Raw genomic sequence first — 12,752 nt, 5'->3', positions numbered from 1 at the left:
GCGTAGCCGGGGAAGTCATCAGGCGCCGTTTGCCACTCCAGCGCGGGCGCTGCCTGCCTGGTTACGTTACGCACATGTGATACGCGGACAGCGAAAGTGACCCATCCTTGCCATGGATCTGCCTCGAATGCTGGTTATATGGATGTACAGAACTACTAAGGAGGCCGACATGACAACAGCAGTTGCAGACCGCACGCTGAACGCAGCTGACCGCTGTGACCGTTGCGGAGCCCAGGCGTACGTACGCGTTGTACTCGAGTCCTCCGGTGGTGAGCTGCTCTTCTGCGGCCACCACGCACGTGCAGTTGAAGCTACGCTTCGGCCAATGACTTCCGGCTGGCACGATGAGACCGAGCGCCTCAACGAGAAGGCTCCCGTCCCCGTCGACTAGGCAGTCCGGTTATCCGGAAACCCTTTTTGATTACATGACAAGGCTCCTCCCACACGGGAGGGGCCTTGTTGCGTTGAAAGTGTTGTGGCCAACAGGAAAAAGCGGCCCAGCCGGAAATTCCGACTGGGCCGCTCTCAACACCGGTTCTGGATGCTATTAGTCCAGGTAGTCCCGCAGGACCTGCGAGCGGGACGGGTGCCGCAGCTTGGACATGGTCTTGGATTCGATCTGGCGGATACGCTCGCGCGTGACGCCGTAGACCTTGCCGATTTCGTCTAAAGTCTTCGGCTGGCCGTCGGTCAGGCCGAAGCGCATTGCCACAACTCCGGCTTCGCGCTCGGACAGGGTGTCCAAAACGGAGTGCAGCTGCTCCTGCAGGAGCGTAAAGCTCACGGCGTCGGCAGGGACCACAGCCTCGGAGTCCTCAATCAGGTCACCGAACTCCGAGTCACCGTCCTCACCCAGCGGGGTGTGGAGCGAAATCGGCTCGCGGCCGTACTTCTGGACCTCGACAACCTTCTCAGGCGTCATGTCCAGCTCGAGTGCCAGCTCTTCAGGCGTCGGTTCGCGGCCGAGGTCCTGAAGCATTTGGCGCTGTACGCGGGCCAGCTTGTTGATGACTTCCACCATGTGCACCGGAATACGGATGGTGCGGGCCTGGTCTGCCATGGCGCGGGTAATCGCCTGACGGATCCACCAGGTTGCGTAGGTGGAGAACTTGAAGCCCTTGGTGTAGTCGAACTTCTCAACTGCACGGATAAGGCCCAGGTTGCCTTCCTGGATCAGGTCCAGGAAGAGCATGCCGCGGCCGGTGTAGCGCTTGGCCAAGGAAACGACCAGGCGCAGGTTGGCTTCGAGCAGGTGGTTCTTGGCACGCTTGCCATCGTGAATGACGAATTCAAGCTCACGCTTGAGCTTGGGATCCATGGATCCGTCGTCAGCGTTGATCTTTTCCTCGGCAAAGAGGCCGGCCTCGATCCGAAGGGCGAGGTCAACTTCCTGCTCTGCGTTCAGCAGTGCGACCTTGCCGATTTGCTTCAGGTAATCCTTGACGGGGTCGGCAGTAGCACCGGCCGACATGACCTGCTGGACAGGAGCGTCGTCGTCGTCGGCATCGGAGTAGACGAATCCCGTACCTGAGGGAGCAGCCTTGTCCTTGGTAGCCGTGGCGCCGTCCTCGACGTCATCTTCTCCGACTTCGACTTCCTCGGCAGCTGCGGGATCAAAGTCTTCATCCTCGCCGCTGGAATCCTCAGCGTCGGATCCTGAGGACTTGTTCGCGGCCTCAGCGGCGGCCTTCGCGCCGGGCTTGGGTCCACGCTTCTTGGGTGCCGGCTTGTCAGAGTCGCCCTCTGAGGCCTTGTTGGCAGCACGTGTCGCTGCGCGCTTTGCCGATGTTGCCGCCTTCTTTTCCTCAGCGGACAATTCGGCCTGGGCGGCGGGTTCCTTCTCGACGGAAGACGGGGTCACAGAAAACCTTTCTAGCGGCGGTCTGTGGAATCACCATACGGGCAACACCACTATGACCCTGTCAAGTCCGCGATCAATTTCAAATGCGATCGCCGCCTGCAGAGTCTCTATAGAGAACTCCCGACGACACTGTTTTGTTCCCGATGAAGGGGCCAATTCAGGCATTCGAACGCGGACCCAACCGGGTCTCGGCATCCATTGTCTCACGGTTTTGCGAAACGCATGCCTAGGGAAATTTCAAACCCCCTAGGCCACCGTGTCCTTGAACCCGCGCCATGCGGTCTCGGAGCTCCGCGCCCACGTGCAAATGGTCCCCTGTCCCAGAAGGTCCATGAGCAGTTCGGCCAGTCGGTATCCCGGTTGCGCAGCCTCCGCCCGGCCAAGGCAGGCGTGCGCAACGGATCCACGCCCCTTGCACCAGGAAATCCAGCCCTGAAGGGTCAGTGCCGCCGCAGGCACTACGCCGGATTCGTCGTCGACACATAGCCCGGAAAGAACCTGTTGCAATGCGTCAAGGGTGTTCCAACAAGGCATGTAGGGTTGCATGCCCAGTAGGACATCTCCGTAGGTGAAGACGTCCCCCGACGTATCGGGCTCATAATGAACTTTGGCAACCGGAACGGCCGAGGCCGGTATGCCGAGTTCTTGTGGGTCGAAAGGCGTGCCCGCGTCGTCTTCGATGAAAAGTCCGAACGCCGCAGCACCGGACTTTGCGGACTCCATGCCTGCTGCCGCCATGACAACCACAGCGTCCCGCCACGCAGGGACTCTCAGGGTGGTTCTGAGGAAGCCCAGGATTTCCGCGTCAACCCCGGGCTGCAGCGGATCATCCGCTTCGCATCTCTTAAGCACGTGGTGCCACACGGCAAGGACGGCGTCCAGACACCGCTCGCTCCGCCACCCACCGAGAATCTGCTTCCCGTAGCGTGTCTCTGCTGCCAGCACCAGAGGGTCCAACGTCCCCGGACTTGAAAGCCGGGGCTGTCCGGGCCCGCTCCTCGGCGACGGCCCGATGGAGCTCCCCCGGTACACGAGTTCTGCACTGAGCCTGCTGTTCTTGATGCGATCAACAGGCAATCCCGGCACCGGGCAACATTGAAGATCTGTGCAGTAGGCGCTGCGCCAGTACTCGGAGCCAACCAGCCACGCGTCCCGGACCGATAAATCAACCTCGTCCAGACTCCGCTGGAGGGCTTCGAGCAGCGGAATTGCCTGCCGGACCACGTCGCCGTCCTCCCATCCGGAGTCGGTGTAGAGGGCAAGCACCACCCCGTTGGCGTCCTCATCGGCGATCAGGAAATTGCGGATCTGGTCCGCGAAACCCGAGCGGGCTTGTGGTGAATCAAGGTTCGGCAGGTCCACCCGCAGTGTGGCGCCAAGGACCTTCCCTTGCATGGTGATGGCCACAAGGCTGTCCTCGGGCCAGTAACCCAGCATGTGGGGAATGTAGCCAAGAATGTCTTCGGGTTGGTGGATGCTAAGTGTTCTGTTGGAAGTCATGGTTCCACCCTGCTCAAGTCCTGCCGGAGGAGACAGTAACCATCACGCCTATGTGGAAAAGCTGCCGCAGCAGCGCGGACCGCCTAGTGCTCGTCCGGAGAAACGGTTCGTGCGGCACGTCGCCGCTCGATCCGTTCCCGACGCTGCCTGGCAAGGGCGGCCAGCAGCGGCTGCACGTGAATCCCCTGGGATGCCATCTGGCGTCGCACCTTCCGCCGTGTTACCAGGATGAGCACCGTACCAAGGCCAAGAAGAACGAACTGAACACTGAGGGCAATACGGAACGGCGCAAGCCCGTACAAATCACCGCCGGAGAAGCCACTGGCGTACAGGAGGTCGAGTACCAGACCGATGAGGTAAATGGCGACGAGCGCCGCAATAAAACCGCCAACGTTGACGATGCCTGTTGCCGTGCCGATTCGATGCGAAGGATTGAATGTCCTGGCGAAGTCGAATCCGATCATGGACCCGGGCCCACCCACAGCCAGTACCACCACCAAGACGGCCAGGAGCCACAGCGGGGCGCGCTCAGGAAGAACCAGCACGGCGGCCCAGGCCATGGCTGTAGCCAACGCAATCAGCAGGACCATGGCGGATCTTCGCATGGGATGTTTAGAGACGAACCGGCCAAAACCAGGGCCGGCAACGATCGCCGTCGCAACAAATAGTGCCATGAGGCCGGAGACGGTCCCGGCATCGAGTCCCTGCGCGGACAACAGGAAGGGATAGCCCCATGTCATGGCAAACAGGTTCCCGCTGAACTGCACTGTGAAGTGGCTCCAGAGACCCAGCCGGGTGCCGGGCTGTTTCCACGCGCGGGACAGCGAGATACCGGTGGCACGGAGGCCCTGGCCGGTGTCCCGGGGCGGGTGCCCGGGTGGTGCGTCCCGAAGCACTGCGAGCACGAGGACTACTGCCAATACGGACATGGCTGCCAGGGTGAGGAACGCGGGCGTCCATCCGGCCGAGTGAAGAAGCAGCGCGAACGGAACCACACTGAAGAGTTGGCCGAGCTGGCCGCACATGCCAGTCAGTTGAGTGACCAGCGGAACCTTGGCAGGAGCGAACCACAACGGGACCAGGCGGATCACCGAAATGAAGGTCATCGCATCGCCTGCTCCCACCAGGACGCGGCCCAGGACGCCACCGGGAACACTGTCCGCAAAGGCCAACTGCAACTGCCCCAGTCCCATGAGCACGGCACCACCTGCCACCATGGCCCGCGAACCGAACCTGTCCACCAGAACACCGACGGGGATCTGCAGCCCTGCATAGACCAGGAGTTGAAGCACCGTGAAGAAAGAGATGGCAGCGGCGCTGGCATGGAACCGCTCAGTAGCTTCCAGCCCCGCGACGCCAAACGAGGTTCTCTGCGCCACCGCCACCAGGTAGGCGAACACGCCGATCGTCCAGATGAGCCAGGCGCGGGGAGCATTCACCCAACAATTATGCCTGCCGGCAACTCAAAGCTGATTTATTGAGGCGAGTCTTTACGCGCCAGATAGGCCTCTACGGCAGCTCCAATATCCTCGGCGTTAGGCAGCTCATCATTCTCATCTGCCAGCAGCGAGCGGCGGACGATGCCCTCGGATTTCTCGTCATAGCGCGTCTCGAGATTTGTGACTACTGCCTGGACTTCTTCAGAAGCCTCGATCTGCTCCGCGATCTGGCGGCCCACTTCACGCCCCGCTTCCCGGAGCCTGTCCGTTGGCAGCATGAGGGAGGTTGCCGCCCCCAGGTATTCCAATCCGGCGACGGCGGCCGGCGGGTACTCCGATTCAGACAGGTAATGCGGGACATGGATGACGTAGCCGGCCACATTGCGTTCCGCTTCGGTGAGCCGGAGTTCCAGGATGTGTCCAATGGCAGCAGGAACATCTACCGTGGGTTTCCAACTTGAGATTCCCTCAATGAGTTCAGGCATGTTGCCATGAACCGTCACTCCAACGGGCCGCGTGTGCGGGACGGGCATGGGGATGGAATGGATCCAGGTCACCAGGTTGACGTCCAGCTCTTCAACAATTCCGACGACGGCCCTCGAGAAGCGCTCCCACTGCAGGTCTGGTTCAAAGCCGGCAAGCAGCAGGAACGGCTGGCCAAGGCCGTCATTCAGCTTGTAAAGGCCAAGCTTTGGCGCTTGGTAGTCCTGCAGGTGGTCTTCCACGAAGCTGATGTGGGGCCGCCTCGAACGGTAGTCGATGAGTTGGTCGGCATCGAACATGGCCACCACCTCCGCACCCAGTTCGTCCAACAGTTCCGCGTTGATCTGCCGGACTACGTGACCGGCATCGGCAAAGCCCGTGAACCCCATGACCATGTTCAGGCCGCGAAGCTCGGGGCTGTGGAAGGTCTCAATGTTTCGCGCGTACAGCGATTCGGGGTCCAGGAGGGAGCCGGATATCCGTTCAAACACGGCGTGTTCCTTTCGCAATGACAAAGTTAGGGGAAGTCCCGGGCGCCAACCACATGGCACATGGCCCATGACACCCAGCGATATGGGCACGCCGGGCACCATTGTTTGGCTGCGGGACTCTATTAATCCATACAACGCTCCACGCCATGACGGCATTCCTGCCCCCGATGTGCCGCAGCTCTCATTTAATTGCCGTCCGCAGCGTTCAAGAGACTACGATCGAAGCGGGCCGACGTCCTTTTGCGACGCTGGACCTGAAGACCAAGGCCGCCGTAGCAGAAAGACGTCGGGCGCGTACCGGGGCAGGCCGCCAAACATGCGGGCCGCCATGCAATGCAGAGAGAAGTGAGGACACATCCTCGTGGTCAAGACTACTGACATCATCCTGGGCATCATCGCCAAGGACCTGAAAAAGTCCCCCAGCGACGCACTTGTGATTGGCGTTGCCCAAGGCGCGGACGGGCCGGTACTGCTGTCCAACCCGTTGAGTGCGAAAGCCGCCGAATCCGTTGCGGGCTCCCTGCAGCTTCTGGGGATCACCGGGGCCGCGGACCAGGTTCACCGGCTTCCGGGCCTGCCGGAAACAGGCTCGGGGATTCTTGTCCTTGCAGGCGTAGGAAAGCTGTCCGATGCGGGCAGCCTCAGCGAAGAAGCGCTCCGGCGTGCTGCAGGATCCGCTGTTCGCCAGCTTGCCGGAGCCTCTTCAGTCACTTTGGCCTTCCCGACGGCGACCCTCACCGACGTCGCCGCGGTCGCCGAAGGAGCCGCCCTGGGCGCTTACTCCTACACGGAGCACCGATCCAGCAAGGATGGGCTGAAGGCCCCAGTGGCCAAGGCCTTCATTTTCTCGGATGTCGATGCCAAGTCCGCCCAGCCCGCACTGGACCGGGCAATTGTGCTCGCCCGCGCGGTCAACGCGACCCGCACCTTGGTCAACCAGCCCCCGAGCCACCTGTACCCCGAGTCGTTCGCCGAGTCCGCCAAGGAACTCGCCAAGGGCCTTCCGGTAAAGATCACGGTCTGGGATGAAAAGCGCCTGGAAAAGGAAGGCTTCGGAGGCATCCTCGGCGTCGGCAAGGGCTCTACCCGCCAGCCCCGCCTCGTCAAGGTGGAATACGCTCCCGCGAAAGCCACGCAGAAGATCGCCCTCGTCGGCAAAGGCATCACGTTCGACACCGGAGGCATCTCCATTAAGCCGGCCCTCGGCATGGGTGACATGAAGAGCGACATGGCGGGCGCCGCCGTCGTGCTTAATACCGTCCTGGCCATCGCCTCACTCGGCCTGCCGCTCAAGGCCACCGCCTGGCTCTGCATCGCGGAGAACATGCCCTCGGGCGCCGCAGCGCGGCCCGCGGACGTCTTCACTATCTACGGGGGCAAGACTGTTGAGGTTCTGAACACGGACGCTGAAGGGCGTTTGGTGATGGCCGACGGCATCGTCGCTGCGAGCATGGAGAAGCCCGACGCCATCATTGACGTGGCAACACTGACCGGTGCACAGCTGATCGCCCTGGGCCTGCGTACTGCCGGCGTCATGGGATCGGATTCAGTCACGGCAGCGCTGAAATCCGCGGCCGACAGGGCCGGCGAGCTGGTCTGGCCAATGCCGCTGCCTGAGGAACTCCGGCCGAGCCTGGACTCGCAGGTGGCAGACCTCGCCAACATCGGTGAACGTAACGGTGGCATGATGACCGCAGCAGTCTTCCTTCGTGAGTTCGTGGGCAAGAACGGCGACGGCCAGCAGATCCCGTGGGCACACGTGGACATCGCCGGTCCCTCGTTCAACAACGGCGCCCCGTATGGTTACACGCCCAAGCAGGGAACCGGATGCACCGTCCGCACCCTGGTTGCCTACGCCGAGGATCTCTTGGCGGTCTCCGCCTAGCACCACTCCCCCACGCCCCTCGGGGTTGCGCAGGTCCCTGACGAACGCCGTCCAGGGCCTGCGCAACCCCGGAATTATGCGGGGTGTAGCGCTGTGTCACAAGTGAACGTGAGTCTCGACACAAGCGCTCCACAAACGCCCGCAGAGGGTGGAGCATGGGTAGGTGGTTCGCTAAGGTGAACTCGATAGTCACAAATGCAAGAGAACTTAGGTGCTGGCATAATCACGGCAGAACAAGTTCCAAAGACCAGATGGCACGCAGTCCCGTGTCATCATTCACGCGAGGGAGCGTTTTAGTGGCCGATCAGGCAACTGCGCAAGAATTCGACATCCTGGTACTCGGTGGCGGCAGCGGCGGCTACGCCACTGCCCTGCGGGCCGTACAGCTTGGGTTCACCGTTGGCCTTGTGGAAAAGGCAAAGCTCGGCGGAACCTGCCTGCACAACGGCTGTATCCCCACCAAGGCACTCCTGCACTCGGCCGAACTGGCCGACCATGCACGCGATTCCGCCAAGTATGGCGTGAACGTCACGCTCGACAGCATCGACATGTCTGCCGTGAACGCGTACAAGGACGGCATCATTGCCGGTAAGTTCAAGGGCCTCCAGGGACTCATTAAGTCCAAGGGCATCACCGTCATCGAGGGTGAAGGCAAGCTCCAGGGCAACAACACCGTCGTCGTGAACGGCACCTCTTACACGGGCAAGAACATTGTCCTGGCCACGGGTTCCTACTCCCGTTCACTCCCCGGCCTGGAAATCGGCGGCAAGGTCATCACCTCGGACCAGGCCCTCACCATGGACTACATCCCCAAGAGCGCCATCGTCTTGGGCGGGGGCGTCATCGGTGTCGAGTTTGCGTCCGTCTGGAAGTCCTTCGGCGTGGATGTCACCATCATCGAAGGCCTCCCCTCCCTGGTTCCGAACGAGGACGCCTCGATCGTCAAGAACCTTGAGCGCGCCTTCAAGAAGCGCGGCATCAAGTTCACCACCGGCATCTTCTTCCAGGGCGTTGAGCAGAACGACGACGGCGTCAAGGTCACCTTGGTTGATGGCCAGACGTTCGAAGCCGACCTCCTGCTCGTAGCCGTTGGCCGCGGTCCGGTGACCGCCAACCTTGGCTACGAAGAAGCAGGCATCACCATCGACCGTGGCTTCGTCATCACCAACGAACGCCTCCACACCGGCGTTGGCAACATCTACGCTGTCGGCGACATCGTCCCCGGCGTCCAGCTCGCACACCGCGGCTACCAGCAGGGCATCTTCGTCGCCGAGGAAATCGCCGGCCTGAACCCGGCAATCGTCGAGGACATCAACATCCCCAAGGTCACCTACTGCGAACCTGAAATCGCCACGGTGGGCTACACAGAAAAAGCCGCCAAGGAAAAGTTCGGCGACGACCAGGTGCAGACCCAGGAATACAACCTTGCCGGCAACGGCAAGAGCTCAATCCTCGGCACCGGTGGCATCGTCAAGCTTGTTCGCCAGAAGGATGGCCCCGTGGTGGGCATCCACATGATCGGCTCCCGCATGGGCGAGCAGATCGGTGAGGCCCAGCTGATCGTGAACTGGGAAGCCTACCCGGAGGACGTGGCCCAGCTGGTCCACGCCCACCCCACCCAGAACGAAAGCCTGGGCGAAGCCCACCTTGCCCTCGCGGGCAAGGCCCTCCACGGCTAAGTCTTACCAAGACCCACGGAGCGGGTGCATGCAGCGGAATCTGCCGCATGCACCCGATCCGAACCAGCAGAATTCATCCGCACAAAGATCAATAAGGAGAACGGGGACGACATGTCTGAATCCGTTAACTTGCCCGCCCTCGGTGAGAGTGTCACCGAAGGAACCGTCACCCGCTGGCTCAAGCAGGTTGGTGACCGGGTGGAGATCGACGAGCCGTTGCTCGAGGTTTCAACCGACAAAGTAGACACCGAAATCCCTTCTCCGATCTCAGGCGTCATCGAAGAAATCCTCGTCGCTGAAGACGAGACGGCCGAAGTAGGCGCCCCCTTGGTCCGAATCGGCGACGGTTCCGGCTCCGCCGCTCCCGCGGCTGAGTCCGCACCGGCTGAGAAAGCTCCTGCCGCGCCCGCAGAGCAGGCAGCACCGGCCGAAGAGGCTCCTGCCGCACCCGCCGCTGAAGAAGCACCGGCGGCTGAAGCACCCGCCGCTTCAGGCGAGGGCCATGAAGTAACCCTCCCCGCATTGGGCGAGAGCGTCACCGAGGGTACTGTCACCCGCTGGCTCAAGGCTGTTGGCGATACCGTTGAGGTGGACGAACCCCTCCTCGAGGTTTCCACCGACAAGGTAGACACCGAAATTCCTTCTCCGGTTGCCGGCACCCTGCAGGAGATCCGCGTCAGCGAGGACGAAACAGCAGAGGTAGGCTCCGTGCTTGCCATCATCGGTTCCGGCGCAGCTGCTCCTGCATCGGCTCCCGCTCCGGCTGCAGCGCCTGCCGCCGAGGCTCCGGCTGCTCCCGCTGCTGCACCGGCACCCGCCGCCGCACCCGCAGCTGCACCGGCACCCGCCGCCGCACCCGCTGCTGCACCGGCACCCGCTGCCGCACCCGCGGCTCCGGCCGCTGCACCCGCACCCGCACCCGCCGAGGCTCCAGCTGCGCCTGCGGCTGAAGGGTCCTCGGAGTCCGGATATGTCACTCCCCTGGTCCGTAAGCTTGCCAACCAGCACGGTGTAGACATCTCATCGGTCTCCGGCACCGGTGTCGGTGGCCGCATCCGCAAGCAGGATGTTCTGGCTGCTGCGGAAGCAAAGCAGGCAGCCGCAGCCCCCGCTGCAGCTGCTCCGGCCGCAGCTCCCGCAGCCAAGGCCGCCGCCCCCGTGGTCGCATCCTCCCTGCGGGGAACCACCGAGAAGGCTCCTCGCATCCGGCAGGTCATTGCACGCCGCATGCGCGAGTCCCTTGAGGTCTCCACTCAGCTGACCCAGGTGCACGAGGTCGACATGACCAAGATCGCCAAGCTCCGCCTCAAGGCCAAGAACTCGTTCCAGGCCCAGAACGGCGTCAAGCTGACCTTCCTCCCGTTCATCGCCAAGGCTGTAGCCGAAGCCTTGAAGCAGCACCCCAAGCTGAATGCTGCTTACGACGAAGCCAAGCAGGAAATCACGTACCACAACGCCGAGCACCTGGCGATCGCAGTGGATACTGACAAGGGCCTTCTGGTACCTGTCATTTCCGACGCCGGCAACCTGAACCTCGCCGGCTTGGCCAGCAAAATCGCCGATGTCGCAGGCCGTACCCGCGACGGCAAGATCGGCCCGGACGAGCTTTCCGGCGGAACGTTCAGCATCACCAACATCGGTTCCGTTGGTGCACTGTTTGATACCCCGATCATCAACCAGCCCCAGGTGGGCATCCTCGGAACCGGTGCCATCGTCAAGCGCGCCGTCGTGGTTGCCGACGAAAACGGCGACGACTCGATCGCTATCCGCTCCATGATGTACCTGTCCCTCACGTACGACCACCGCCTGGTGGACGGCGCGGATGCCGGCCGCTTCCTGCAGACCCTCAAGGCTCGCCTTGAAGAAGGCGCTTTCGAAGCAGACCTCGGTCTCTAAGGGCATGCGTCTCTAAGCACGCTTTCCAAGCAGAAGGGCAGGTTACCGGGAAACCGGTAACCTGCCCTTCTGCTTGCCCGCCCGCTGGCATCCAAGCACGTCATGGTGTCAGCGTGGCTTTGCTACGGGACGTAGAACCAACTGGATAAGCTTGGGCCATGAGTATTCTCTTCAACATTTTGGTGTTCTTGCACATCGTCGGCGCAGCCATGATCGTGGGCTACTGGATCGCCACCCTCAAGGAGCCAACCGTCCACCCGCGCCAGCGTGACGGCGCCTTCCTCCAGCTCCTCACGGGCATTGCCATGATGGGTGTGTTCCCCTTGCTGCCCGACGCCGATCCCAACTATTTCAAGCTCGGCGTGAAGTTCGCCATCGGTGTGGCAGTAGCCGTTCTGGCAGTTATCGGCACACGTAAGGTGAAGAAGGGCGAGCCGGTCTCTACCGGCCTGGCCCACGGCGTTGGTGGCCTGGCTTTGATCAACATCGCCATCGCGACCCTCTGGAACTAATCCGGGCAGGCGATCACTCCTGGGCTATGCAAAACTCGTTCCCCTCGGGATCCTGCATGACGTCCCAATGGAAGTCGCCGACATCTTGCCCCTCGACGAAAGTAGCCCCCAGCGTCTCAGCCTTGCGCCGCAGCGCTGAGGGGTCGGCGTCGTGAAGGTCCAAATGCAGGCGGCGCCTCCCTTCAGTGGGTGCGGCGACCTGTTGAAAGGCCAACTGGGGAAGGCCCGGCTCAGCTGGCCGAAGCCAGATGAAACCTTCATGTTCCGCTGCAACGGGCATGTCCAGCAGCTCGGACCAGAAAGCTGACAGGCGGGCGGCGTCAGTGGCGTTTACCATGATGGACGCGATTCTGGGTCCCTGGTTGCGCTTGGCAGGCACAAGTTCTTCAGTATCCATTTCGCCAGTCTAGGGTCACAATCCACTGTCAGCGGAATGGCCGTGCGGTCCGGCAGGCAAATCCATAGGATTGATCCCGATGGCACCTGCCGACGGCTGGTTGCCGACTCACAACGACCCCAAGGAGTGGACATGGCAGCAACACGCACCGCACACACGGTTTGGAACGGCAACCTGATTGAAGGCGCCGGCAACACTACGCTGGACAGTTCAGGACTGGGCACGTTCGATGTCACCTGGAAGGCACGCACGGAGCAGTCCGGCGGCAAAACCAGCCCCGAAGAGCTGATTGCCGCTGCCCACTCCGCTTGCTTCTCCATGGCTTTCAGCCACGCTCTTGCCGGCGAAGGATTCACGGCTGAAGAAGTTCAGACCAAAGCTGACGTTACCTTCGTTCCCGGCACAGGCATCACTGGCAGCCACCTGACCATGACCGCTAAGGTTCCGGGCCTGTCCGAAGAGGACTTCCGCCGTATCTCGGAAGATGCAAAAACGGGCTGCCCCGTTTCCGGCGCTCTGGCCAGCATCGAGATCACCCTGGATGCCACCCTCGCGCAGTAACACCACCTTCAAAACGCAGAAGAGCCCCGCCACTCCCCTGAGGAAGTG

At 62.1% G+C, this 12,752-nt stretch carries 11 protein-coding genes; 6 read left to right on the top strand and 5 right to left on the bottom strand.

What is annotated here, in order from left to right:
* Nucleotides 1-169 precede the first annotated feature (169 nt).
* Nucleotides 170-391 carry a DUF7455 domain-containing protein gene (locus ACNAOT_RS08915; RefSeq protein WP_054809363.1) on the top strand — a complete coding sequence of 74 codons (222 nt, stop codon included), beginning with the start codon at nucleotides 170-172 and terminating at the stop codon, nucleotides 389-391.
* 156 nt (nucleotides 392-547) lie between these two features.
* Here the strand turns inward: ACNAOT_RS08915 and ACNAOT_RS08910 are convergent, their stop codons facing one another.
* The 4 genes from ACNAOT_RS08910 to ACNAOT_RS08895 all read right to left on the bottom strand — a co-directional run bounded on the left by ACNAOT_RS08910 (nucleotide 548) and on the right by ACNAOT_RS08895 (nucleotide 5,774).
* Nucleotides 548-1,861, bottom strand: a complete 1,314-nt coding sequence (locus ACNAOT_RS08910; RefSeq protein ID WP_091466703.1) for an RNA polymerase sigma factor — start codon at nucleotides 1,859-1,861, stop codon at nucleotides 548-550.
* 246 nt (nucleotides 1,862-2,107) lie between these two features.
* Nucleotides 2,108-3,361: a DUF4192 domain-containing protein gene (locus ACNAOT_RS08905; RefSeq protein ID WP_420180770.1), complete on the bottom strand. Its 1,254-nt coding sequence runs from the start codon at nucleotides 3,359-3,361 to the stop codon at nucleotides 2,108-2,110.
* Nucleotides 3,362-3,444: 83 nt separating this feature from the next.
* The gene (locus tag ACNAOT_RS08900; RefSeq protein WP_420180769.1) at nucleotides 3,445-4,800 is read right to left on the bottom strand and encodes an MFS transporter; all 1,356 of its coding nucleotides are present in this window, start codon (nucleotides 4,798-4,800) and stop codon (nucleotides 3,445-3,447) included.
* Between the two features lie 35 nt (nucleotides 4,801-4,835).
* Entirely contained in the window at nucleotides 4,836-5,774 is a 939-nt protein-coding gene (locus tag ACNAOT_RS08895) for a proteasome assembly chaperone family protein (RefSeq protein ID WP_420180768.1), read from the bottom strand.
* Nucleotides 5,775-6,135: 361 nt separating this feature from the next.
* Between ACNAOT_RS08895 and ACNAOT_RS08890 the strand changes: the two genes are divergently transcribed.
* The 4 genes from ACNAOT_RS08890 to ACNAOT_RS08875 all read left to right on the top strand — a co-directional run bounded on the left by ACNAOT_RS08890 (nucleotide 6,136) and on the right by ACNAOT_RS08875 (nucleotide 11,746).
* Nucleotides 6,136-7,659, top strand: a complete 1,524-nt coding sequence (locus ACNAOT_RS08890) for a leucyl aminopeptidase (RefSeq protein WP_091466695.1) — start codon at nucleotides 6,136-6,138, stop codon at nucleotides 7,657-7,659.
* A 296-nt stretch (nucleotides 7,660-7,955) separates the two neighbouring features.
* Nucleotides 7,956-9,338, top strand: a complete 1,383-nt coding sequence (gene lpdA / locus ACNAOT_RS08885; protein WP_026005508.1) for a dihydrolipoyl dehydrogenase — start codon at nucleotides 7,956-7,958, stop codon at nucleotides 9,336-9,338.
* A gap of 111 nt (nucleotides 9,339-9,449) precedes the next feature.
* Entirely contained in the window at nucleotides 9,450-11,234 is a 1,785-nt protein-coding gene (gene sucB / locus ACNAOT_RS08880) for a 2-oxoglutarate dehydrogenase, E2 component, dihydrolipoamide succinyltransferase (RefSeq protein ID WP_420180767.1), read from the top strand.
* A gap of 158 nt (nucleotides 11,235-11,392) precedes the next feature.
* Entirely contained in the window at nucleotides 11,393-11,746 is a 354-nt protein-coding gene (locus ACNAOT_RS08875) for a hypothetical protein (RefSeq protein ID WP_178995552.1), read from the top strand.
* A 13-nt stretch (nucleotides 11,747-11,759) separates the two neighbouring features.
* Here the strand turns inward: ACNAOT_RS08875 and ACNAOT_RS08870 are convergent, their stop codons facing one another.
* Nucleotides 11,760-12,143, bottom strand: a complete 384-nt coding sequence (locus tag ACNAOT_RS08870; RefSeq protein WP_091466692.1) for a VOC family protein — start codon at nucleotides 12,141-12,143, stop codon at nucleotides 11,760-11,762.
* A 132-nt stretch (nucleotides 12,144-12,275) separates the two neighbouring features.
* On the opposite strand from ACNAOT_RS08870, the gene ACNAOT_RS08865 reads away from it, so the two are divergent.
* Nucleotides 12,276-12,704: an OsmC family protein gene (locus ACNAOT_RS08865; RefSeq protein WP_026005506.1), complete on the top strand. Its 429-nt coding sequence runs from the start codon at nucleotides 12,276-12,278 to the stop codon at nucleotides 12,702-12,704.
* Nucleotides 12,705-12,752: the final 48 nt, after the last annotated feature.

Source organism: Paenarthrobacter sp. TA1.8, assembly GCF_048595705.1.
Lineage (GTDB): Bacteria > Actinomycetota > Actinomycetes > Actinomycetales > Micrococcaceae > Arthrobacter > Arthrobacter nitroguajacolicus.
The sequence above is the reverse complement of the archived record's forward strand: the minus strand, read 5'-3'. Positions and strand labels throughout refer to the sequence as shown.